This window comes from Zobellella sp. An-6, from assembly GCF_052487945.1.
In genome coordinates this window covers 3,971,948-3,993,051 of record NZ_CP199259.1, presented here as the reverse complement: position 1 = coordinate 3,993,051, position 21,104 = coordinate 3,971,948, and the positions used below count along the sequence as shown (strand labels likewise).

The window sequence follows — 21,104 nt, the reverse complement described above, 5'->3', positions numbered from 1 at the left end:
CCCTGGTCGAAGATGTCGTTGAGGTATTCGGAGATGGAAGCGCTGGTGATCATGGATGGTGACGTCGCTGTGTTTGGTTCAAAAGCGGGTAGTCTACCCGCCAGGCCGCACCAGCTCTAGCTCATATGAGGGGATGGCCGGGCCTCACAACCCTTTACGATATTGCCCCAGTGTCATGCCAGAGACTTGTCGAAATGACCGTCTTAAGCTAGCTTCGTCAGTAAACCCCAACTCATGAGCAATCATCGCGACCGAGCGCTCGGTACTGATCAACTGCTCTCCGACTTGATTCATTTTTACCAAACGCATCAACTTTCCGCATGAATAGCCACTTTTTTCAAGCGCCCGGCGTTGCAGAGTTCGCGGCGAAGTATTCATAGCAGTAGCTAACCTTGCGGTATCAAGCTCAGTCGCGGGCGTCGCTTCAATATGTTGAATCAGGCTGCGTAACCAGCCCCCGCGTTGAATCAATATTGACACATCCTGCAAGGGTGTTTGCCGTCCCTCGGGGCGAGGCAGTACCATATGCCGCCGAATGTCTTCCACCACAGGTGCGCCACACTCTGCGGCAATCACAGCCAATGCTAATGGTAAGTAACCGTTTACTCCGGAAGCCGTGGCATAGGTTTTGGAATACACTATGGTTTCATGAGGCCGCCATTGTACCGCTGGAAACTTCTCGCCGCTCAGTTCACGCAACCACCAGGTAGTTGTCGCAGGCGTGTTGTCCAGGCGTCCGGTGCAGGCCAGCAAAATAACCCCCGTACAATACCCCCAAAATCTGGTGCTCTGAGGCATGCTTTTGAGTGCATTAATTAAGCCCTGATCAGCGTCGCTAATAGCAGTTTCCCGATCCCGCCAAGCCCCGGGTATGAGTATCGCGTCAATATTGGCATCCGCAATCTCTTCTGTTTGTAATGTTAAACCATTGGTAATCGCTACTTGGCCACCGTCCTCGCTCAGCCAACAAAAAGAGAAAGCTCGACGCCCAACACGTAAGTTAGCCGCGAGCAGTAAATCCGAGAATGCCAACAGGCCTGCAGGTAAACAGTCGGGGTACACTACTAAGCCAATCTTCATATCTTTTCCATCAACACCAGTGGCGTTATTTGCACTAATTATGTCAATTAACGCCATAGTAGCGACAAGCTAAAATCAACACAATGCTGTCTCGTTCAAAGGAGACGGTTATGAAAATCACTCAGTTGCGTAACGCAACCATACTCATTAGCACGGGGGAATATCGCATTCTGGTAGACCCCATGCTGGCAGGAAAAGGGACTATTCCAGCCCTGAAATATGCCACCCGCACTCGACGACGCAACCCGCTGGTTGATTTGCCGGATAACAGCGATGCTCTGCTCTCAACGGTCACCCATGCCCTCATTACCCACTGCCAAAAAGGTCATTTTGATCACCTTGACAGGGTCGGAAGCAAATGGCTCAGGGAACGCAACATACCGGTCTTCAGCATGCCAACGGATGCAGACTTTTTGCGCAAGAAAGGCCTCATGGTGCAGCCCCTTGAGCTAGGTCACCAACCCTTCCTCAATGGCCAGTTAACACCGGTTCCCTGCACCCATGGCACCGGCCTCATTGGTACTTTCATGGCCCACGGACACGGTTATTTACTGAAATTCCCAGACGAGCCTTCACTCTACCTTGCGGGGGATACTATTTTGACAAATCAAATCAAGGACTTCATTCACACGCAACAACCGGATATTTGCTTGCTGCCAGCCGGCGGTGCTCGCTTCGACCTTGGCGACGAAATTATTATGGGACTGGAGGACGTCTTGGCAGTCAGCGCTATCAGCACCGGTATGATTATTGCCAATCATCTTGAGGCACTGGATCACTGCCCAGTTACTCGTCAGCAATTGATAGCTTTAAGAAGCAAGTATAACCTCAAAGAGCGTTTACTGGTGCCTAGTGATGGAGAAACCATAGCGTTATAGCGGCCGAGCAACGGTGCAGCTGCAGGCTTCGTTCGGCACCGCAGTTGATGTTCACTCGATAAAACGGACACACATTGCTGTTACTGACCTAATTATTACTGATTAATATATTGGCGAAGCCTTCATCAATTTCGTTACAAAACGGCACTGCCGTTTTAGCCACTTCGTTTTCTGCTCCAACCATTGCCGTAAGGCCAAGCCGTCTTTGAAGGCCAGGTTCGCACGTTGCCGTTTGAGCCAACTCCATAGCGCTTCTGCCGGGTTCAGCTCCGGGGCGTACGGTGGCAACGCTTCCAGCGACAAACGCTGCTGAACCTCAGGCATCGATAACCAGGATTTAACGGCCTTGCTTCTATGCACGGGAGCGTTATCCCAGATGACCCGTAGCTTACCAGGCCAGTAACGAAGCAGTTTCTTCAAAAACTCGACCACGGTCTCACCGGTCACATGCTCGGTCGTCCAGCTAAAATACGTTCGTCCTTCGGGAGAAACGGCGCCCGTGACCATAAAGCGAGGTGTTTGCCCTCGCTTGCCTTTTACAACCGGCGTCTGTCCTACCGGCGCGAAGGTCTTGGCATGATGCGAGCACAGGTGAAAGCTGGACTCATCAATGAATACCAAGGTTTCATCCTGTTCCTTCGCCTGTTTTTTTTAACGCCGGCCAGATCTGCTGCTGCCAATGGGTAATGGCGGTCTCATCACGCCGAATGTCACGGCGTTTGGGTTTCTGCCAGGACCATCCCCAGCGTCGCAGCAACTTGCTCATGTGTGACTGGCTGTACTGGATCTTTGTCAGAGTAGCAATGGCATCGGCGATCCGCTGTGTCGTCCAGCGCTGATCTTCATAGCCAAAGCCTTCTGGGCCCAACTCTTCCAATGCTTTCAGGATCAGCGGGACAGCGGCGTCTGGCAGTTTGGGTGGATGGCCAGGAAAAGGTTTGGTTTTCAGCGCCTCTTTTCCACCTTGATGGGCCCGCTTGACCCACTGGCTGACACAGCCTTGGGTCACCCCAAGTCGTTCGGCGATAACCGATTGTTTAACGCCCTCATCGGCCCATTGCACCGCCAGCACTCGACGATATTCCTTAGCCGCTCCCGTCGGTTTCATCATGTCTCACTCGCTCAAAATCCGAGCGAATATTTTATTAAAACCTGAGAACTATGTCAGTAAGTGGTTTTTCGTACTGTATCGGAGATTCATAGCCTAAATAGCTGTTCCGAATAGTAGATCAATCAAGACAGTGAGCAGGTGCTGCTATTAACATGGTGGCAGTTTACATCTGCCACCACAGCCCTGAAAACCGCGTGGTTACTGGGCTGAGGACTGATCGAAACTGCCGCCGGGTTAATAAGCAGACCCTCCGCGCCAGGGATGGCGCGGTGAAGCCCCCCAAGGATGATAAGGTGGACACCGCTTGGGTAACCGGCATCGCGATGCGCTGAACTGTGCCCCGGTTTATGGACCCCCGCCTTCACGGGGGCGATATGCCGTAATGGCCCGGGGTGCCCCGGGCCTTTTTGTTACTTTTTCTTCTGCAGAGCGGCGGCCAATGCGGCGCCCATGGCGCCCTGGGGGGTGGGCTGCTCGCGGCGGGGCGGGCGGTTGCCGGGTTGGCTCTTGTTGCCGCCGCTTCCCCGGTTGCCCTGGTTGCGCTCATCCCGGCGCGGCTTGCCGCCGGCCTGTTCAGCTTTGCGTTACCCTTTCCGGCGCCGGAAATCAGCGTGTCGATGCTCTGGCACCCGCGCATGGACGGTGATGAAGCACACCGCTGGCTGCGGGAACAGATTCGTGACATCTGTGGGGGGGGGAGAGGCGGGAGGAGCCCTGTCAGGCTTGAATACACGAATGCCGCCCGGCAATGATTTGCCTCGGTGTTGAGCCATGATCGGTTCGAACGTGTCTGGCAGCGGGCAAACCTGCAAACGGCATTGGCCGCCTTTCCTCAATATGCTCCCCGCCTTGTTGCACCTCTCCTTGCAACGCTAAGGCGCATCCCCCTTGGCAGAATCCGAAAATGCCTCGGTCGCAAAGGCAATAAAACTGCGCAAACGCGGCGTCATCTGCCGGTCGCGATAATAGAGCAGCGACATCGGCCGTTCTGGCAAACGCCATTCCGGCAGCAGCTGTACCAGGGCGCCGGACGCAACATCGCGCTCGAGCATCATCGCGGGCTGCATGATCACCCCCAGCCCGGCACAGGCCGCTTTGCGCATCGCCTGACCGCTATTGATCGTCAGCACGGGGGACGGGACGACCTCCAGCCGCTCGTCGCCCCTGTCGAATTTCCAGGTCCCGCGGGTTTGCGTGAAGGCGATGGCATCATGGGCGGCGAGTTCGGACGGGTGCCGCGGCACACCCCTGGCGGCGAGGTAGTTCGGCGAGGCACAGACCATCATGCGATAGGGCGCCAGCGGGCGGGCGATCATCCGGTTGTCGCTCAGCGAGCCGATCCTGAAGGCGATATCGACCCCCTCCTCGACCAGGTCGACGTTTCTATCCGTCAAACTGACTTCCAGGGTCACGTCGGGCGCGAGTTGCCGATAGGCGCCGAGCGCGGGCGCCAGGATCTCCGTGCCAAACGTCACCGGGGCGGTGATGCGCAGGCGGCCACGGGGCTTGGCCTGTAGCGCCTGCGCCCCCTCTTCCGTCGCCGCGACACGCTCGAGAATATCCCGGCACTGCTGGAAATAGCTTGCGCCGAAGTCGGTCAGGCTCTGGCTGCGCGTGGTTCGATTGAGCAGGCGCAGCCCCAGCCGTTTTTCCAACGCAGCGATATGCTGGCCCACCATGGCGGAGGAGAGACCGAGCTCGTTCGCCGCCGCACTCATTGACCCTGACTGTACCGTCGCCACGAAGGCCTGCATGGAACGAAACAGATCCATTTCAAAGTGTTTCTTTAAAGTAATTAAACGATAACGCCAATTATCAACCAGATGAATGAAATTACAATGAGCCGCAACAAGACATCAGCAGGAGGTTTGCAATGCGTGATTTGCGGTTCAATAACAAGGTCATACTGATAACCGGGGCCGGCACCGGCATCGGGAAAGCGGCGGCGCAACGCCTGGCCCGGGAAGGCGCCCGCCTGGTACTGGTCGGGCGGCGAACTGAGCCGCTCGAAACCCTTGCGGCCGAGCTCGAGGCCGCGGGGGGACAGGCGTTGCCGATCGCCTGCGACATCGGCGACCGGGCCTCGGTAGAGTCGATGGTCGAACGGATCGAAGCCGGGTACGGTCGCCTCGATGGCATTTTCGCCAATGCCGGCGCGCTCGGCGACTTTGCGCCGCTCGCGGAAACCGATGCATCGGCGTTCGCGCAGCTGCTGCAGACGAACCTCGTCGGCACTTTCCAGACCCTGCGCCACTGCCTGCCGCTGCTCGATGGCGGCGCCATCTTGATCAATGCATCCTGGACCGCGGTTGGCGTTATGCCGGGAACCGGGGCATACGCGGCCACGAAAGGCGCACTGCTGCCGATGATGCGTACCCTGGCCGTGGAGTTGGGCCCCCGCAACATCCGCGTCAACGCGATCAATCCGGGCATCATCCTGACGCCGATGGCGGAGAAGGCCCTGGCCCCCGAGCTTGCGGCACGGCTGGCATCACACTCGCCGCTCGGCCGTAACGGCACGCCGCAGGACATTTCCGGCACCGTCGCCTGGCTGCTATCGGACGATGCGGCCTTCGTCACCGGTCAGGAAGTGAATGTGGATGGCGGCTACACCATAGGAGGCGCACTGCGGTGAAAAATCACGACACGCTGGAGACCGGCCGCGCCCTGTCCGAGCAGTTCAATCCCGGCATGGAAGCGACGCTCGAAGCCCGCTATGGGCACCTGCTGCCCGGCATGGCGCAAAGCACCGTCGATTTCGTCTACGGGCAACAGTATGCACGTCCGGGGCTGTCTCTTCGCGACCGCTACCTGGCGACGATTGCCGCACTGACCGCGCAGGGCGGCCAGACGCGACCGCAACTGCAGATCAATATTGCGGCGGGCCTAAAGGCGGGACTGAGCCGGCGGGAGATCGCCGAAGTGATCTGGCAGATGGCGCTTTACGGCGGTCTGCCGGCAGCGATCAACGCACTGAACAGCGCACTGGAGGTATTTGGGTCGCATGATGACGGCGAACGATAACAGACAAGCGCGTTGCGCCTGCGCTCAGACCAGACTGCGGATCTCGTTCAACACCCGGGCATAGGCATCGGCCTGGCCAGGGTCGGCGATCATCGCGCGCAGGCTGGCCGCGGTCGCGGCCAGCTGCAGCGTGCGCATAGCGTCCTGGAGAAGTGCACGGAGGTGGCATCTATACTGTACTTTGCTCGATACCCACTTGTTCGGTTGGCCGGGGCGTACCGGCGGACTGCCAAAAGACGGTAATTCTGGGCGATGGCCCGCTGGCAGCCCATGGCATCGAGGGTCACCAGGCAACCACGAATGCTCAGCAACTCCAGCAGTTCCGGAATGGCGGTGATCTCACTGGATTTGGCATCGGTTTTTACCTGGCCCAGCACCACCTGATTGGTGGCGCTGAACGCCGCCAATCAGGTGGATGGCGCCCTGTCGGCGCCCCTTGTCGTAACTGCGCCGCAGGGTTTTGCCGTCGAGGGCAATCACTTCGCCTGCGGTGGCCTCATGGCAGTCTTTCATCCAGGCGGCAAAGCGCTTTATGCAGCTGCGTGGCCGAGAGCATGCCCATCACCCGGGCGAGGGTATCGTGCACCGGCACCTCGTTCTCGAAGTCGCCATACTGGCGCAGCCAGTCGAGGTGATCGACACCGAAATCCTCGATTTCCTCCCACCCTTCGGCGCCGCCAATGACGGCCACGATGGTGAGAAAGAGGATGTCCGAGAGCTTGTGCTCCACCTTCCATTGCTGGCGTGGGTCACTGATGATGGAGAGGTGCTGCAAGAGGCCGAGTCCGTTCATGGCGATCATCTGTCGTTGAAAAGACAGCATATGATCACAGCTGATATTGATCGTCAAAGCGATCCTTCCCCATCGAGATTTTTCTTCAAAAAGTGTGCGCTCCGCTGTACAACATGGCTGTTAGTGTTTAAATTTTTAACCCGCTGAAAGCCTTGTCCCATAAGGCTTTTTCATGATCTTGCCCTGCTACGTTATCGAGGTGTGTCCGTTAAAGCGGGTGAGATCCAGAGCGTGGTTCTGGACTGATGTTTTTTGTTTTTGACTGCTGTTTGATTTATCAAGAGTAAAAGAATGAAGATTTCAGATGATGACTTGCTATTGTTTGATGAGGGTTAAACTATCTGAGAGTGTTTGTATAGTGTTGATTTTGCTTGACAACATAGAGATGTTATTTTTATTGCAACTGGCTTTGAATTGTCTCTTGTGGCGCTTTGGAAGTCGCCACCTGTGGCGATGTCGAATATTTCGCTACGTATGTTTTTTATCTTCTTCTCATCACTTTTGTGTTTTTTATTGAGAGATGAGCAAAATTCATCTATGTTTCCTGATAACATTTTGAATGTTGAGTTTATGTGGATTTCTAGTTTTTCCATTTCCTTTTGGTTGGAGTTATTCTTGTCTGTGAGCCAGTAGCTTAATGATGCTTCTTCAAAGTTGGTTAACATTTTTATGCATATGTTTGAAAAGTGAGCAAGGCGGTTTACTTTTTTTATATACTTCCAATTGAAGTGATTGAACAAAAAAGCAGACATTGCGGCCGTGATTCCACTTATTACTGCCAATGAGTATGAACCATCTGGTATGGTTGATATTGCATCTACTGCTTTTTCTATGTGTTCTGTCAGGCCGGATGGAAGCTCAACAATATTGTTTATGTCGGCTTCCTCTGAGCTCGTAGTGTTATTTTTAAGCTCCCAGTTAAACTCTTCTTGTCCTCGCGATAATGGTGATGGACCTCCTTTGATATTAAAGTTGATATGCGGAGGGAAAGTGATGTTACTAGTGCTTGATACATTCTCAGACATTAGAACTTCTCTATATAGTCAGTGGATATGCTTTCTTTGTATACCCCACTATTTTTAGCGGCGCTCTTTGTGCTCACGTATTTTTTGCTGTTGTATTTTGCTTCTGATATGTATTCTCTGATTTTTTGTTCATAAAATTTAAAATCATTATCAGAATAAGTAAAAGAGAGCTTTTTGAGTAACTCATCGCTAGTGAAGTAACCATAAGTAACCAGGCGAGCAAAACCTTCCACAAGAAAAGAAGATCCATATCCTTCAACACCATCATCAAGGTGGATTTCCAAGGTGTCATTATCACCTAGTCTTAATAGAATCATCTTTAAATGATCTTCTCGAAACTCCTCACCGCTACCATCGCCATCGGTATAATACCTGCCAATTGGATCCTTTGAGAAATGCTTTCCTATTGAAAATTCTCTTTTCATATTAATTACCGTTTAAGGTGACGCACCATATTATAAGTGTACCGCAAATAGGTCTATCGAAACTCTCTGACTTTATTGTTTCCCTTCCGTCTTTTGTAGAGAACTTATATAGGCCATTATAGCTTAATATAGATAAATACCCATTACCTCTTTGTTTTATAAATTCAAGTAAGTCCTGTAGGCCTTTTCCTCTGTCAGATTCTCCAGTTCTTGTCCTTTCTACTTCTACTGCAGCTTTAAGGAGTGTTGAATGTAATTTGTTCTCTGCTTTGCTTAGTCCCATTCGTGAAAGAAAGCTCAAAACCTTTTCCCATATTTCAGAAGACTGTAAAGTGTTAGGTATTCCAGCACCTTGATCAAAGAAAGCAATTTTCATTTCTTTTCTTTCTTTGTCATAAGAGCCGGTTAAATACCAGTTTTTATCTTTTTTAGGATGGTTTTGAGGATATGCATGGTGAGATACGTTTGTTATTGCTTCATCTAGCCCGCTTCTTAGAAAAGTCCACTTTTTAACTTCTTCTCCAATTATTTCTTGCACTCTATCCTTTAGTGCTCTTGTTTTTGATGCGTCTCCACATACTCCCTTTATGTATTTTACAAAGTTAAGAGAGGGGTTGGTTTGGTGCTGATTCTCTGCTGGTGGCATTTTGCTTGGTTTGTTCTCAAATAAATCAAAAAATCCAAGTTGTGTAAGTTGTGAATATATTTTTTTGTCCCAACCATCAACCTCTGGTCGAAGCCTTTTTCTTATAGAGCTATCCCATCTTGACATTTCAGCAGTAAGTACAAGAGCTGCTGATGTCGATATTTCTCTAACATTATCGAAGTTAACTCTTTTTATCTTATAGGCTTTTTTTGGTATCGATAGTGACTTGTATTTATTTATGACTCCAACAAGTTTCCTTATTGCTGTCATGTATTGCACTGTTCGATCGTAATTCTTGTAGAAATCTAGCCTTTCTGGGAGGTTGATAATTATACCTTTTTTGTCCTGATGGCGCGTCTCTACTTCTAGCCCATTACTTATTTCTTTATCTATCCAATCATTTACTGCGCGCCATTCATTTCTCTGATTTTCTATGATGGCAGGCTTATTAGTCAACTTTTTTTTAAGTCGTAAACGTAGACTCCTTTTTACATCCAAAATTCTTTGTTCTGATGTTAATTTCTTCATTTCTAGTTCTTCCGTGAAAAATTAATTTTTGTAACTTATGTTTCTTATTTTTAATAATCTAAGAAAAGTACGCTACCGCCCTTGGGTTGCAGCGCCCCACATGCTGTAGAAAGCAGCTTAGCGGCAGGTGTGAATAGGGTCTAGCCGGTGGTGCGTTTTTTGTTGGTTTGGGGTGATGATTGGTTGATAAATGACCGGTTTACGTGTGGGTTGAAGTATGTGGCCGTTGGGACTGTGCCCCGGTTTATGGACCCCCGCCTTCGCGGGGGAGACGTCTGAAGAAGCCTGCCGGGTGCTGGACTGGGCCTGGACCCCCGCCTTCGCGGGGGAGACATCTGAAAGAGGCCTGCCGGGGCGATATGCTGTAATGGCCCGGGTTGCCCCGGGCCTTTTTATTACTTTTTCTTCTGCAGGGCGGCGGCCAGGGCGGCGCCCATGGCGCCCTGGGGAGCGGGCTGCTCGCGGCGGGCGGGGCGGTTGCCGCTCTGGCTCTTGTTGCCGCCGGTTCCCCGGTTGCCCTGGTTGCGTTCATCCCGGCGCGGCTTGCCTGCGGCCTGGTCGGCGGCGCTCTGCTCCAGGCGCATGGTCAGGGCGATGCGGTTGCGCTGCAGGTCCACCTCCAGCACCTTCACCTTGACGATATCGCCGGCCTTTACCACCTCCCGCGGATCCTTGATAAAGCGGTCGGTCAGGGCCGAGATATGCACCAGGCCGTCCTGGTGCACGCCAATGTCGACAAAGGCGCCGAAGTTGGTAACGTTGGTCACCACCCCTTCGAGCACCATGTCGGGGATCAGGTCGGCGGGCTTTTCCACCCCGTCCATAAAGCGGGCGGTCTTGAACTCGGGGCGCGGATCCCGGCCCGGCTTGTCCAGCTCCTTCAATATGTCCTGCACCGTGGGCAGGCCGAAGTGCTCGTCGGTGTAGTCGCGGGCGTCCAGGGTCTTGAGCAGGCCGCTGTTGCCGATAAGGCCGTTCACCGGCTGTTGCAGCCTGGCCAGGATGCGCTCCACCACCGGGTAGGCCTCGGGGTGCACGGCGGAGGCGTCGAGCGGGTTCTTGCCCTCGCGGATGCGCAAGAAGCCGGCGCACTGCTCGAAGGCCTTGGGCCCCAGGCGCGGCACCTTCAGCAGCTGCTTGCGCTCGGCAAAGGCGCCCTGCTCGTCGCGAAAGGCCACTATGTTCTGGGCCAGGGCCGGGGTCAGGCCCGACACCCGCGCCAGCAGCGGCGCCGAGGCCATGTTCACGTCCACCCCCACGGCGTTCACGCAGTCTTCCACCACCGCTTCCAGCTTGCGCGCCAGCTGGGTCTGGGACACATCGTGCTGGTACTGGCCCACGCCGATGCTCTTGGGATCGATCTTCACCAGCTCGGCCAGGGGATCCTGCAGCCGGCGGGCGATGCTCACCGCGCCGCGCAGGGACACGTCCAGATCCGGAAACTCGTTGGCGGCCAGCTCCGAGGCGGAATAGACCGAGGCGCCGGCCTCGCTCACCACCACCTTCTGCAGCTTGAGCTCGGGCGCCTGCTTCATCAGCTGCTCCACCAGCCGCTCGGTCTCGCGGGAGGCGGTGCCGTTGCCAATGCTCACCAGGCTCACCTGGTGGCGGCGGCACAGCTCGCCCAGGGTGCGCAGGCTCTGCTCCACCTTCTTGTGCGGCTCAAAGGGATAGACGGTGGCCTGCTCCAGCAGCTTGCCGGTGCCGTCCACCACCACCACCTTGACCCCGGTGCGGATGCCCGGATCCAGGCCCATGGTTACCCGGGCGCCGGCGGGGGCGGCCATCAGCAGATCCTTGAGGTTGAGGGCAAACACCCGTATGGCTTCTTCCTCCGCCTGCTCCCGGGCCTGGCCCAGCAGCTCGGTTTCCATCTGCAGCGAGAGCTTCACCCGCCAGGTCCAGCTGATCACCCCGGCAAGCCATTGGTCGGCGGCGCGGCCCTGGTTCTGCCAGCCCACAAAGCGGGCAATAATGCCCTCGCAGGGGTGGCTGTCGGCCTCGGTTTCTACCACCAGGCTTAAGCTCAGTACCCCTTCGTTGCGGCCGCGCAGCATGGCCAGCAGCCGGTGGGAGGGTACCCGGCTTATGGGCTCCTGGTGCTCGAAGTAGTCCTTGAACTTGGCGCCGCCTTGCTCCTGGCCGGCGATCACCCGCGCCTGCAGCAGGGCGTGCTGCCACATATGGCGGCGCACCGCCTCCAGCAGATCCGCCTGCTCGGCGAAGCGCTCCATCAGTATGTATTTGGCGCCGTCCAGCGCCGCCTTGGCATCGGCTACCCCGGCATCGGCCTTGATATAACCCTCGGCCAGCCGCTGCGGATCCTGGCCCGGGTCCTGGAACAGGGCGTCGGCCAGGGGTTCCAGCCCGGCCTCGATGGCAATTTGCCCCTTGGTGCGGCGCTTGGGCTTGTAGGGCAGGTAGAGATCTTCCAGCCGGGTCTTGGTGTCGGCGGCCAGCAGCTCGGCCTTAAGCGCCTCGGTGAGCTTGCCCTGTTCGTCGACGGACTTGAGGATAACGGCGCGCCTGTCTTCCAGCTCGCGCAGGTAGCCGAGGCGGCTGTCCAGGTTGCGCAGCTGGGTGTCGTCCAGGCCGCCGGTCACTTCCTTGCGGTAACGGGCAATAAAGGGCACGGTGGCGCCTTCGTCCAGCAGGGCCACGGCGGCGTTGACCTGGGCCTGGGCCACGCCCAGTTCCTGCGCCAGTAATTGGTTGATATTGGTCATAATTCAGTCTTCGAAGGGGCTGTATCTAATGTGGTTGATGTACCACTCCCTGACGCCCGAGGGGGTGTTCACCCGCACCTCGTCGTCCACCTGGCCATCGCTTGAGTCGACAACGACAAGCCGGCACTTTCCAGAGGTTCCCGGAAACATGTGCCGTACTCTACAAGCGATGGCGGGTCATTAAAACCATGTTCGGGGTTTCGGCATCCGCTGGGCTGGTCCGGCCCGGCCGCATCGGACGCCCGCTGTCCGCGGGCTAGGGCGGCAATGAGCGGCCGCTGGTGTTCCTGAGCAGCCAGTCGGCGAAGCGCCTGGCATAAGGGTTGGAAAAGCCTTCCTGCGGGTACACCAGGTAGAAGTCCTCGCTGCTGGGCAGCCGCTGGCCGAAGGGGGCTATCAGGGTGCCATCCCTCAGCTGGTCTTCCACCAGCGACAGCCTGCCCAGGGCCACGCCAAAGCCGGATTCCACCAGGTGCAGCACGCAGGCGTAGGTGTCGAACTGCATGCCTTCGGAGGGGTTGACGCGCGTCGCCTCGGCAAACTGCAGCCATTCTCCCCAGCCTTCCTCGTAGCCCATCACATGCAGCAGTTCATGATGACGCAGGTCGTCCACCTGCCGCAGCGGCTGCCTGGCCAGCAGCGCCGGAGAGCAGACCGGAAAGAGGGTATCCCGGCTGAGCCTTTCGACATTCACGCCCGTCCACTGTCCCTTGCCCCAGCGGATTTCCAGGTCTCCCGCCATCTCCTCCTGCCGCAGCCAGATATCCGTGTTCAGTTGCAGGTTGATGTCCGGGTGCTCCGCCTGAAAGGAGGTCAGCCGGCGCGCATTCAGCCAGTAGCTGAAAAACGCCATGCTGCCCCGGATCTTGACCTGCTTGCGGTGCCCTTCACCAAAGATCTCGTTGGTGGCGATCATCAGCTTCTGGATGGCGCCGTGCACAATCGGCAGATAGGCCAGGCCTTCTTCCGTCAGCTCTATGCTGCGGGCCTGCCGTTTGAACAGCGGGGTGTTCAGCTGCGCTTCCAGGCTTTTGATCTGCTGGCTGATGGCGCCCTGCGTCATATGCAGCTCGTTGGCCGCCTGGGTAAAGCTGAGCAGCCTGGCCGCCGCTTCAAAGGAGCGCAGCCAGTTCAGGGGGGGCAGTGCCTTGTTTTTCATAAGTGCCATTCCGCTTGCATCTCAACACTCTTCCAGTGAGGGCTTGTTGTCATCCGTAAACGGCAGGGCTGCCGCCGGGGTAACCCATTAGTAAAACGACCCCTAAGGCCGTTTTTTATTCGTTTTCGGATTTATTTCGTTTCGGTCATCCTTGGCAGCAAGGCTACAGGAAACCGGCTGAAAGAAACAGATGCCAATGAAAACGGGACATAAATGCATGTTTCTGGTGCCGGTTATACCGACAGGGTATCAATTCCGCCCCCGAACCGAGGGTGGACGACAGCGGTGACCCTGGCCGGTTGCCAGCGGTTTGCTAATGCAACGGCCTCTGCCGACGGCGCGGGAGCCCCGTTGCAGGGTAATGATTCAATAGTAAAAAGGAACAGCATCCATGAACAATGCCGATTACAAAAACGCCGGCGCGGGTACCAAGGTGGTGTGGGCCGGAGAAAAAGCCGCGCTTGCCCATAACGCCACCCAGGTGCCCATCATGCTCAGCGCCGCCTTTCAGTATGACGATATCGACGAGTGGTATGACGTCGCCATGGGTGAGAAGCCGGGGCATATCTACAGCCGCATGAGCAACCCCACGGTGCGCGCCCTGGAAGAAAAAATCTGCGTGCTCGAAGGCGCCGACAATGCCGTTGCCTTTGCAACCGGAATGGCCGCGATCAGCAGCACGCTGTACACCTTCCTGCGCCCCGGTGACCGGGTGGTGTCCGTCAAGGACACCTACGGCGGCACCAACAAGATTTTCGACGAGTTTCTCCCGGGCATGGGGGTGGAGGTGCGGCTCTGCCCCACGGAAGACATGGCCCTGCTGGAACGCGAAATCGCCGAAGGCTGTGCGGTGCTCTACCTGGAAACGCCGACCAACCCCACCCTGAAGATCCTGGATATCGAGCGGCTGGCCCGTGCCGGCAAGGCGGCCGGCGCCCTGGTGATCATCGACAACACCTTCGCCACGCCACTCAATCAGAATCCCCTGGCGCTGGGGGTGGATATCGTGCTGCACAGCGCCACCAAGTTCCTGAGCGGCCATGCGGATGTGATGGGCGGCGTGGTGTGCGGCTCCGGCGAGCTCATGCAGCGGGTGGCGCACTACCGGGAAATCAACGGCTCCTCCCTCGACGCCTTCTCCGCCTACCTGATCATCCGCGGCATGAAAACGCTCAAGCTGCGGGTGCGCCAGCAGGAAGCCAGTGCCATGGCCCTGGCGCGTTATCTGCAAGGCGAGCCGCTGGTCGAGCAGGTCAACTATCCGGGGTTGCCGGAGCACCCGGGTCATGACATCGCCGCACGCCAGATGAAGGGATACGGCGGCATCGTCAGTTTTGTCCTCAGGCACGGCATGGACGCGGTCAGGATACTCCTGCCAAAACTGGTCTATGCCAACCGGGCCGGCAACCTCGGCGCGGTGGAAACCATATACGGCCCGGCAAGAACCACCAGCCATGTGGAAAACACGCTGGAGGAGCGGCTGGCCCTGGGCATCTCCGAAGGCCTGGTGCGCATCTCGGTGGGGATTGAAGACACCGACGACCTGCTGGCGGATCTGAAGCAGGCGTTCGACCAGCTGCGGCAATCCCTTTAAGGATATTCAATATGTCGCATGGTTGGCGCCAGTCGCAGCCATGTGACCCTGTTCCACTCTCAATAAAGCAAGGACGATTTATGGCGCATAACGTTGCAATACTGGGCTTCGGTGTCGTTGGGCAAGGGCTCGCCGAGATACTGCATGACAAGGCCGCCTCGCTGCGCGAAGGGCTGGGGTTCGACGCCCGCATCGTCGCGGTATCGGACCTGATGAAGGGCTCTCTCTATCACCCGCACGGGCTCAATATTCCCGAGCTGCTGAAGGCCGTTCGCACCACCGGCTCCCTCGACAGCTACCCCGACGAGCCGGGCCTGATCCGTGGTTGGGACAGCTTCGACACTATCAGGGAGAGCAATGCCGACACCGTGGTCGAGCTGACCTATACGGATGGAAAAACGGGCCAGCCGGCCATCGACCATTGCCGCCTGGCGTTTGAATGCAAGAAAAATGTCGTGATGAGCAACAAGGGGCCGGTATCGCTCGCCTATGAAAGCCTCGCGCGGATGGCGGAGGCGCACGGCGTGCGCTGGGGCTTTGAAGGCACGGTAATGAGCGGAACGCCGGCCTTGCGTATGCCGCTGGTCGCGCTGTCCGGCAATGACATCAGCGAAGTCAGGGGCATTTTGAACGGCACCACCAACTTTATGCTGACCCGCATGGCCGAAGGGGTCGGCTACGACGCAGCCCTGGCCGAGGCCCAGGCAAAAGGCTATGCCGAGGCGGACCCGACCAATGATGTGGAAGGGTACGACGCCCAGTACAAAACGGCCATCCTCGCCAATGTGGTAATGGGCATCCCCCTCAAGCGGGAAGACATTCCCTGCCGGGGTATCCGTGATATTTCACCGGAGGATATTGCCCGGGCGTCACGCGAAGGCAAAATCTGGAAGCTGCTGGCCAGGTGCCGGCGCGAGGGCGGCAGTGTCCAGGCCAGTGTGGGGCCGGTTGCCATTCCGCTCAGCGATCCGCTGGCCGGCGTTGGCGGGGCGCTGAATGCCATCACCTATGAATGCGACCTGGCCGGCCCCATCACCCTGATCGGGCCCGGTGCCGGAAAAACAGAAACGGGATATTCCATCCTGATCGATCTTATCAATATTCATCGCCATCAAATCTGAACCATTAAAAGACCCATTCTCTTTTTAATGGCATTACCCGCTTTGTGATTGGAAAATGACCATGACGTCAATATCTGTAGAGTCTATGGAAGGAAAACTGTTTTTGTCCGGGCAATGGGTCGGCGTGGATAACACCTACGACCTGTTCAATGCCGAGAAAAACAGCCTGATTACCAGAATTGCTTCCGCCCGGGAATCCCATGTGCTTGCGGCCATCCGCAACGGCAAGGCCGGCGCGGAAGTGGCGGCGGCAATGCCGGTGCACGAGCGAATGAGAATATTGCACGGCGCGGCGGACGTTGTTGAAAACAACCGCCATGTTTATATCGACGCCATCGTGTCGGAGGGATGTAAAACCCGGCGGGAAGCCACCAAGGAAGTGAACCGCTGCATACAGACCTTAAGGCTTTCCGCCGAAGAAGCGCGGCGCATCAACGGCGAGACCATTGCATTCGATCAAATGCCGGGCAGCGAGGGGCGCGTCGGTTATTACTATCGCTTTCCGGTGGGGCTCATCGTGGCGATCACGCCCTTTAACGATCCGCTCAACCTGGTCGCGCACAAGATAGGCCCCGCGGTGGCCAGTGGTAACGCCATTATCGTGAAGCCGGCGCCGGCAACTCCCCTGAGCGCCCTGCTGCTGGCCGAAGCCTTTGCCCAGGCGGGCTTGCCCGACGGCGTGCTGTCGGTGCTGCCCGGCTTTCCGGAAGACATGGGGGATCACCTGATCACCCATGACGATGTGCGCATGATTTCATTTACCGGCGGGCTGAGCTCCGGCAAGGCACTGATGCAGAAAGCCGGGCTGAAGAAAATGAGCATGGAGCTGGGCGCCAGCTCTCCGGCGCTGGTGCTCGACGATGCGGAGCTCGGGCCTGCAGTCGAGGCGATCGTTTCCGGCGCCTTCTGGGCCGCCGGGCAGAACTGCCTCGGTGTGCAGCGTGTTTATGTGCACCGCGCCCGCTACGGCGAATTCCTCAACACCCTGGTGGACAGGACCCGCAGCCTGCGGGTCGGCAGCAAGCAGAGCGAAGAAACCGATGTCGGCCCCATGATCAGCCTGTCCGAGGCCGAGCGGGTGGAAAGCTGGGTTAACGAAGCCCTTGCCAACGGCGCCCGCCTGCTCTGCGGCGGCGAGCGCAACGGGGCCTTCTACCTTCCGACCATACTCGAGAAGGTGCCGGACAACTGTCGCCTGGCCCGGGAGGAGATCTTCGGCCCCGTGGTCATGGTTGAGCCGTTCGACAGCCTGGATGAGGCCATCGACAAAGCCAATGGGGTCAACTTCGGGCTGCATGCCGGCGTATTTACCCAGGATATCAACAAGGCCTTCTCTGCCATTCGTCGCCTCGAGGTTGGCGGGGTGATGATTAATGACAGTTCGGATTACCGTATCGATGCCATGCCCTTCGGTGGCGTCAAACACTCGGGTATTGGCAGGGAAGGCGTGAAATTCTCTATTCAGGAAATGACCGAGACCAAGGTGGTGTGTTTTAAAACCAGCGGTTTTTGATTTTCTGAACCGAGAGGGAAGGTTGCCGGGCCCTTGGCCGTGGTGGTTGGCCCGGCAATATCATCAGGGAATAATTTGATAGGTATGTCATATGAACAAACATCAACATAATAAAATGGCGGTCGATCCCGCCATTCTCTGGCCCGCCGCCATTCTCATTCTGGCCGCCAGTGTCCCCCTTGTGATCAACCCTGTTGCAGGCAAGGAAATAGTAGCGGCGATGCTGAACTGGGTGACGGGCGAGTTCGGCTGGCTTTATCTGCTGTCCGTGGTCGGCAGTTTCTTTTTCATGTGCTGGCTCGCCTTCGGCCCGGTGGGAAAAATCAAGCTGGGCGCGGCGGAAGATAAGCCCGAGTTCAATACGGTGTCCTGGATAGCGATGCTTTTTTGCGCCGGGATCGGCATATCCATTTGTAACTGGGCCTTTATTGAACCGCTTTACTTTATGACGACCCCTCCGCTCGGGGTGCAGTCGGGTACCCCTGCCGCGGTTGAGTGGGCCGCCATGTACCCGATGTTTCACTGGGGAATCGTGCCCTGGGCCCTGTACCTGATGCCCGCGCTGCCGATAGGCTATGCGCTCTATGTGCGCAGGGTCAATGTACTGCGCCTGAGTGAAGCCTGCCGTGGCGTGCTGGGCGATCGGGTCGACGGTATCATCGGAAAGATCATCGACGTCACCGTGATATTTTCGATAGTGGGCGGTGTCGGCACCTCACTGGGGCTTTCTGTGCCATTGGTCTCCAAGCTGTTTCAGACCATGTTTGGCTTTGAGGACTCTTTCGGGTTGCAGATGTTTATCCTGGCCGCCTGGATCCTGATGATCTCCTGGAGCGTTTACAACGGCCTGAACAAGGGGATACAGGCCCTTTCCAATATCAATGCTGTGTTGGCCCTGGCGTTGCTCGGCTTTGTGCTGGTGGCCGGCTCTACCGTCTTTTTGCTCAAGCTCTGGACCAACAGCCTCGGGCTGTTCATGGATAATTTTTTCCGTATGAACTTCTGGACCGATCCCATTGAGCAGGGCGGATTTCCCGAAGGCTGGACCATGTTCTACTGGGCATGGTGGATTGCCTATGCGCCCATGATGGGGCTGTTTGTGGCTCGGATATCGCGTGGCCGGACCATCCGGGAACTGATACTGCACGGGGTGACCTGGGGAAGCGTCGGATGCTGGGCCTTTTTTGCCATCTGGGGTGGCTACGCCATCGATATCGACGCCAACGGCACGCTCAATCTGCAGGCCATTCTCGCCGAAGAAGGCATTCCGGCGACGGTGGTGGCCGTGTTGCAGACGCTGCCCAACTCCGCGCTGGTGCTGCCGATTTTTACGCTGCTGTGCTTTGTGTTCCTGGCGATGACGGTCGACTCTTCGGCCTACATGCTGGCGGCCATTTGTACCAAGGACATCACCGGGTATCAGGAGCCGGCGCGCTGGAACCGTATCCTGTGGACCCTGCTGCTGGCGGTGGTTGGCATTGGCCTGCTGTCGGTGGGCGGTTTGCAGGCGGTGCAGTCGTCAACGGTGCTCGTTGCGCTGCCGATGATACCGGTGCTGTTCATCATGGCCGTGTCACTGCTGCGCTGGGCATACCAGGATTTTGCCGCCGAACTGAGGCCGCAGTGCATCGCCCATCATCGGGCCCGGGTACCGGCCGTGGAAACAGCGGAGCAAGGCGAGGAAGCGGTCGAGCCGCTTGGATACCGGAAACCGGTGTCGGGCTGATGCCCGGTTGTTTTCAGCGGTTCACCGCCTGACTGGTGACACCCCCGGCCGATGGCCGGGGGTTTTGCATTTCGGGGCAAGGGCGTTGCGGCGATAACTCACTGATCCTGGTAGTGCAACATCGACCGGGTTCTGCTTAGCGGAACCCGGTCGCTGTCGGTAGTGGCCTACCATTCGGAGCAGTTATTTATCTGTCGAGCCGGGGCGGCCATCAGTCTTCGAAGGGGCTGTATCGAATGTGGTTGATGTACCACTCCCGGACGCCCGAGGGGGTGTTTACCCGCACCTCGTCGTCCACCTGCTTGCCGATCAGCGCCCGGGCCATGGGCGAGTCGATGGTGATGTGGTTGTTTTTGGTGTCGATCTCGTCGGGGCCGACGATGCGGTAGCGCACCGTTTCGCCTTCTTCGTTTTCCAGCTCGACCCAGGCGCCGAAAAACACCTTGCCGTTCTGGCGCGGGTCGTGGTCGACGATCTTCACCGCCTCCAGCCGCTTCATCAGGTAGCGCACGCGGCGGTCGATTTCCCGCAGCCGCTTCTTGCCGTAGATGTATTCGGCGTTTTCGCTGCGGTCGCCCAGGGCGGCGGCTTCCGACACCGCCTGGGTCACCGCCGGCCGCTCCACCTTCCACAGGTGCTTGAGCTCGTCGTCCAGCTTGTGCCAGCCGGCACGGGTGATCAGGTTGGTTTTCATGGGCGGGTGTTCCGTGGCCTGAAAGGTGCCGGCTATTGTGTCCCAGCGTAGCGGAAGAGGGAAGCCCCCGGCTGCTCAGTTGGCGGAGGTATCGGTATGGCAGAGCCGGCCTTGGTCCTTCCTTGTGAGATGGGCATTTTTTTGCTGGGTGAGATAGGGGCTGTGTCCGCAGTTTGGCGGTAGCGTGATAAAAGAGGGCGACTTTTATCTGTTATGGCCGGTATCGGTAAGAGTGCGGTAGCGCATTCATATGGACGGAGATGAAAAGCGGCGTTGTGGCATCGCCAAGGTGCTGATACAAGACGCTACCTCTATGGTCTGTATTCAGCACCTGTTTGAATATGGGATTTTATGCCGTGTGATTATTCAAAGCTATATTTTTGCTCTATCTGCCTCTTGGCAAGAACGTATTCGGTATTATCGATTTGGCCAGTGGCTAACCTGTCATCAAGCCTTGAAACTTCCTGATCCTTATCTTTCTGGAGTTTCTGCTTGGTGATGTCATAGTTGATTTCCATGGCGCCTTCATAGCCGCTGACAGGATCCCACAACACAGATACAGGCCAAAGCAGCAGGTTGACAATGCCCAGGCCGGGTTCACGGGCATAGAATGAGCCACCGCCGGGAAGGATACCCAGCACGGCGCCGGTGGTTGGGTTTTTCTCTTCTACCAGGACGTTATTTTGCTTAAAGGCCTGATATTCCCGCTTTTGCATGGAGTTTAACCCGGAAGCACACCCCGTCGCCAGCGAGGAGACAAGGGTTACCAGCAATAAGGGTTTTGCTTTCATTTTTGTTATTCCAATGAGAGTGTGTCGTTATATGGCTTTGTGTTCCTGCCCTTAACCAAAGGTCAAGGCAGGCCGCTGCTGAAGCCGATTTGCACATCAATTTGAGTGTATGAGTAAAGGCGGGTGCGGTTTACATCCTGTTTGTATCCGTTTCGAATGCTTGTCGTTCCGTCGATTACTCTTCCCGTGCGCAAGCAAAAGATTATCGAAGGGCTCCAAAATAGTCCATACCTATTTTGTAGGCATGGGCCTCATGTCTCGCTTCCACTT

Annotated in this window: 18 protein-coding genes and 1 pseudogene; 7 read left to right on the top strand and 12 right to left on the bottom strand. The window is 56.7% G+C overall.

Going from position 1 to position 21,104, the window contains the following annotated elements; translation table 11 throughout:
- Positions 1-144 precede the first annotated feature (144 nt).
- Positions 145-1,137 (bottom strand): GlxA family transcriptional regulator, encoded by a 993-nt coding sequence (locus ACT7DK_RS18730; RefSeq protein WP_445401812.1) that lies wholly within the window; start codon positions 1,135-1,137, stop codon positions 145-147.
- Between the two features lie 53 nt (positions 1,138-1,190).
- Between ACT7DK_RS18730 and ACT7DK_RS18725 the strand changes: the two genes are divergently transcribed.
- A complete protein-coding gene (locus ACT7DK_RS18725) occupies positions 1,191-1,958 on the top strand; it encodes an MBL fold metallo-hydrolase (protein ID WP_445401810.1) in 768 nt (255 codons plus the stop codon).
- A gap of 102 nt (positions 1,959-2,060) precedes the next feature.
- On the opposite strand, the gene ACT7DK_RS18720 is transcribed toward ACT7DK_RS18725, so the two are convergent.
- The 3 genes from ACT7DK_RS18720 to ACT7DK_RS18710 form a co-directional block, all read right to left on the bottom strand.
- Positions 2,061-2,579, bottom strand: coding sequence for an IS630 family transposase (locus ACT7DK_RS18720; protein WP_445395154.1), 519 nt, complete (start codon positions 2,577-2,579; stop codon positions 2,061-2,063).
- 4 nt (positions 2,580-2,583) lie between these two features.
- Positions 2,584-3,069, bottom strand: a complete 486-nt coding sequence (locus ACT7DK_RS18715) for an IS630 family transposase (RefSeq protein WP_445395152.1) — start codon at positions 3,067-3,069, stop codon at positions 2,584-2,586.
- Between the two features lie 872 nt (positions 3,070-3,941).
- Complete coding sequence (locus ACT7DK_RS18710) at positions 3,942-4,841, bottom strand: LysR family transcriptional regulator (RefSeq protein WP_445401808.1); 900 nt, start codon at positions 4,839-4,841, stop codon at positions 3,942-3,944.
- Between the two features lie 101 nt (positions 4,842-4,942).
- Here ACT7DK_RS18710 and ACT7DK_RS18705 point away from each other — a divergent pair, with 101 nt between their 5' ends.
- Positions 4,943-5,704, top strand: coding sequence for an SDR family NAD(P)-dependent oxidoreductase (locus ACT7DK_RS18705; RefSeq protein WP_445401805.1), 762 nt, complete (start codon positions 4,943-4,945; stop codon positions 5,702-5,704).
- The gene (locus ACT7DK_RS18700; RefSeq protein ID WP_445401803.1) at positions 5,701-6,093 is read left to right on the top strand and encodes a carboxymuconolactone decarboxylase family protein; all 393 of its coding nucleotides are present in this window, start codon (positions 5,701-5,703) and stop codon (positions 6,091-6,093) included. Before ACT7DK_RS18705 ends, ACT7DK_RS18700 begins: the two co-directional genes overlap by 4 nt.
- A gap of 245 nt (positions 6,094-6,338) precedes the next feature.
- Here the strand turns inward: ACT7DK_RS18700 and ACT7DK_RS18695 are convergent.
- The 6 genes and pseudogenes from ACT7DK_RS18695 to ACT7DK_RS18670 form a co-directional block, all read right to left on the bottom strand.
- Positions 6,339-6,886, bottom strand: a pseudogene (locus ACT7DK_RS18695) (ISAs1 family transposase); the annotation flags it as partial.
- Positions 6,887-7,218: 332 nt separating this feature from the next.
- Positions 7,219-7,911, bottom strand: coding sequence for a hypothetical protein (locus ACT7DK_RS18690; protein WP_445401801.1), 693 nt, complete (start codon positions 7,909-7,911; stop codon positions 7,219-7,221).
- Positions 7,911-8,336 (bottom strand): STAS-like domain-containing protein, encoded by a 426-nt coding sequence (locus ACT7DK_RS18685; protein ID WP_445401799.1) that lies wholly within the window; start codon positions 8,334-8,336, stop codon positions 7,911-7,913. The genes ACT7DK_RS18690 and ACT7DK_RS18685 overlap by 1 nt, the downstream gene beginning before the upstream one ends.
- Position 8,337: 1 nt before the next feature.
- Positions 8,338-9,510, bottom strand: a complete 1,173-nt coding sequence (locus ACT7DK_RS18680) for a hypothetical protein (protein WP_445401797.1) — start codon at positions 9,508-9,510, stop codon at positions 8,338-8,340.
- A gap of 395 nt (positions 9,511-9,905) precedes the next feature.
- Positions 9,906-12,236 carry a Tex family protein gene (locus ACT7DK_RS18675; RefSeq protein ID WP_445401795.1) on the bottom strand — a complete coding sequence of 777 codons (2,331 nt, stop codon included), beginning with the start codon at positions 12,234-12,236 and terminating at the stop codon, positions 9,906-9,908.
- A 256-nt stretch (positions 12,237-12,492) separates the two neighbouring features.
- Positions 12,493-13,395: a LysR substrate-binding domain-containing protein gene (locus ACT7DK_RS18670; RefSeq protein WP_096780118.1), complete on the bottom strand. Its 903-nt coding sequence runs from the start codon at positions 13,393-13,395 to the stop codon at positions 12,493-12,495.
- Between the two features lie 391 nt (positions 13,396-13,786).
- On the opposite strand from ACT7DK_RS18670, the gene ACT7DK_RS18665 reads away from it, so the two are divergent.
- The 4 genes from ACT7DK_RS18665 to ACT7DK_RS18650 all read left to right on the top strand — a co-directional run bounded on the left by ACT7DK_RS18665 (position 13,787) and on the right by ACT7DK_RS18650 (position 19,349).
- Positions 13,787-14,989, top strand: coding sequence for a cystathionine gamma-synthase family protein (locus ACT7DK_RS18665; protein ID WP_445401793.1), 1,203 nt, complete (start codon positions 13,787-13,789; stop codon positions 14,987-14,989).
- 80 nt (positions 14,990-15,069) lie between these two features.
- Complete coding sequence (locus ACT7DK_RS18660) at positions 15,070-16,110, top strand: homoserine dehydrogenase (RefSeq protein ID WP_445401791.1); 1,041 nt, start codon at positions 15,070-15,072, stop codon at positions 16,108-16,110.
- Between the two features lie 103 nt (positions 16,111-16,213).
- The gene (locus ACT7DK_RS18655) at positions 16,214-17,623 is read left to right on the top strand and encodes an aldehyde dehydrogenase family protein (RefSeq protein WP_445401789.1); all 1,410 of its coding nucleotides are present in this window, start codon (positions 16,214-16,216) and stop codon (positions 17,621-17,623) included.
- 91 nt (positions 17,624-17,714) lie between these two features.
- Positions 17,715-19,349: a BCCT family transporter gene (locus tag ACT7DK_RS18650; protein WP_445401787.1), complete on the top strand. Its 1,635-nt coding sequence runs from the start codon at positions 17,715-17,717 to the stop codon at positions 19,347-19,349.
- Between the two features lie 211 nt (positions 19,350-19,560).
- On the opposite strand, the gene greB is transcribed toward ACT7DK_RS18650, so the two are convergent.
- Together greB and ACT7DK_RS18640 are read right to left on the bottom strand one after the other, a co-directional pair.
- Entirely contained in the window at positions 19,561-20,043 is a 483-nt protein-coding gene (gene greB, locus ACT7DK_RS18645) for a transcription elongation factor GreB (RefSeq protein WP_106730254.1), read from the bottom strand.
- 362 nt (positions 20,044-20,405) lie between these two features.
- On the bottom strand, positions 20,406-20,834 hold the full coding sequence (locus ACT7DK_RS18640) for a hypothetical protein (protein ID WP_445401785.1): 429 nt from the start codon (positions 20,832-20,834) through the stop codon (positions 20,406-20,408).
- Between the last annotated feature and the right edge of the window lie 270 nt (positions 20,835-21,104).

What these genes read in the sequence shown, in the direction of transcription:
- ACT7DK_RS18730 (WP_445401812.1), bottom strand. Translation starts at nt 1,137, where the DNA reads ATGGCGTTAATTGACATAATTAGTGCAAATAACGCCACTGGTGTTGAT.
- ACT7DK_RS18725 (WP_445401810.1), top strand. Translation starts at nt 1,191, where the DNA reads ATGAAAATCACTCAGTTGCGTAACGCAACCATACTCATTAGCACGGGG.
- ACT7DK_RS18715 (WP_445395152.1), bottom strand. Translation starts at nt 3,069, where the DNA reads ATGATGAAACCGACGGGAGCGGCTAAGGAATATCGTCGAGTGCTGGCG.
- ACT7DK_RS18710 (WP_445401808.1), bottom strand. Translation starts at nt 4,841, where the DNA reads ATGGATCTGTTTCGTTCCATGCAGGCCTTCGTGGCGACGGTACAGTCA.
- ACT7DK_RS18705 (WP_445401805.1), top strand. Translation starts at nt 4,943, where the DNA reads ATGCGTGATTTGCGGTTCAATAACAAGGTCATACTGATAACCGGGGCC.
- ACT7DK_RS18690 (WP_445401801.1), bottom strand. Translation starts at nt 7,911, where the DNA reads ATGTCTGAGAATGTATCAAGCACTAGTAACATCACTTTCCCTCCGCAT.
- ACT7DK_RS18685 (WP_445401799.1), bottom strand. Translation starts at nt 8,336, where the DNA reads ATGAAAAGAGAATTTTCAATAGGAAAGCATTTCTCAAAGGATCCAATT.
- ACT7DK_RS18680 (WP_445401797.1), bottom strand. Translation starts at nt 9,510, where the DNA reads ATGAAGAAATTAACATCAGAACAAAGAATTTTGGATGTAAAAAGGAGT.
- ACT7DK_RS18675 (WP_445401795.1), bottom strand. Translation starts at nt 12,236, where the DNA reads ATGACCAATATCAACCAATTACTGGCGCAGGAACTGGGCGTGGCCCAG.
- ACT7DK_RS18670 (WP_096780118.1), bottom strand. Translation starts at nt 13,395, where the DNA reads ATGAAAAACAAGGCACTGCCCCCCCTGAACTGGCTGCGCTCCTTTGAA.
- ACT7DK_RS18665 (WP_445401793.1), top strand. Translation starts at nt 13,787, where the DNA reads ATGAACAATGCCGATTACAAAAACGCCGGCGCGGGTACCAAGGTGGTG.
- ACT7DK_RS18660 (WP_445401791.1), top strand. Translation starts at nt 15,070, where the DNA reads ATGGCGCATAACGTTGCAATACTGGGCTTCGGTGTCGTTGGGCAAGGG.
- ACT7DK_RS18650 (WP_445401787.1), top strand. Translation starts at nt 17,715, where the DNA reads ATGAACAAACATCAACATAATAAAATGGCGGTCGATCCCGCCATTCTC.
- greB (WP_106730254.1), bottom strand. Translation starts at nt 20,043, where the DNA reads ATGAAAACCAACCTGATCACCCGTGCCGGCTGGCACAAGCTGGACGAC.
- ACT7DK_RS18640 (WP_445401785.1), bottom strand. Translation starts at nt 20,834, where the DNA reads ATGAAAGCAAAACCCTTATTGCTGGTAACCCTTGTCTCCTCGCTGGCG.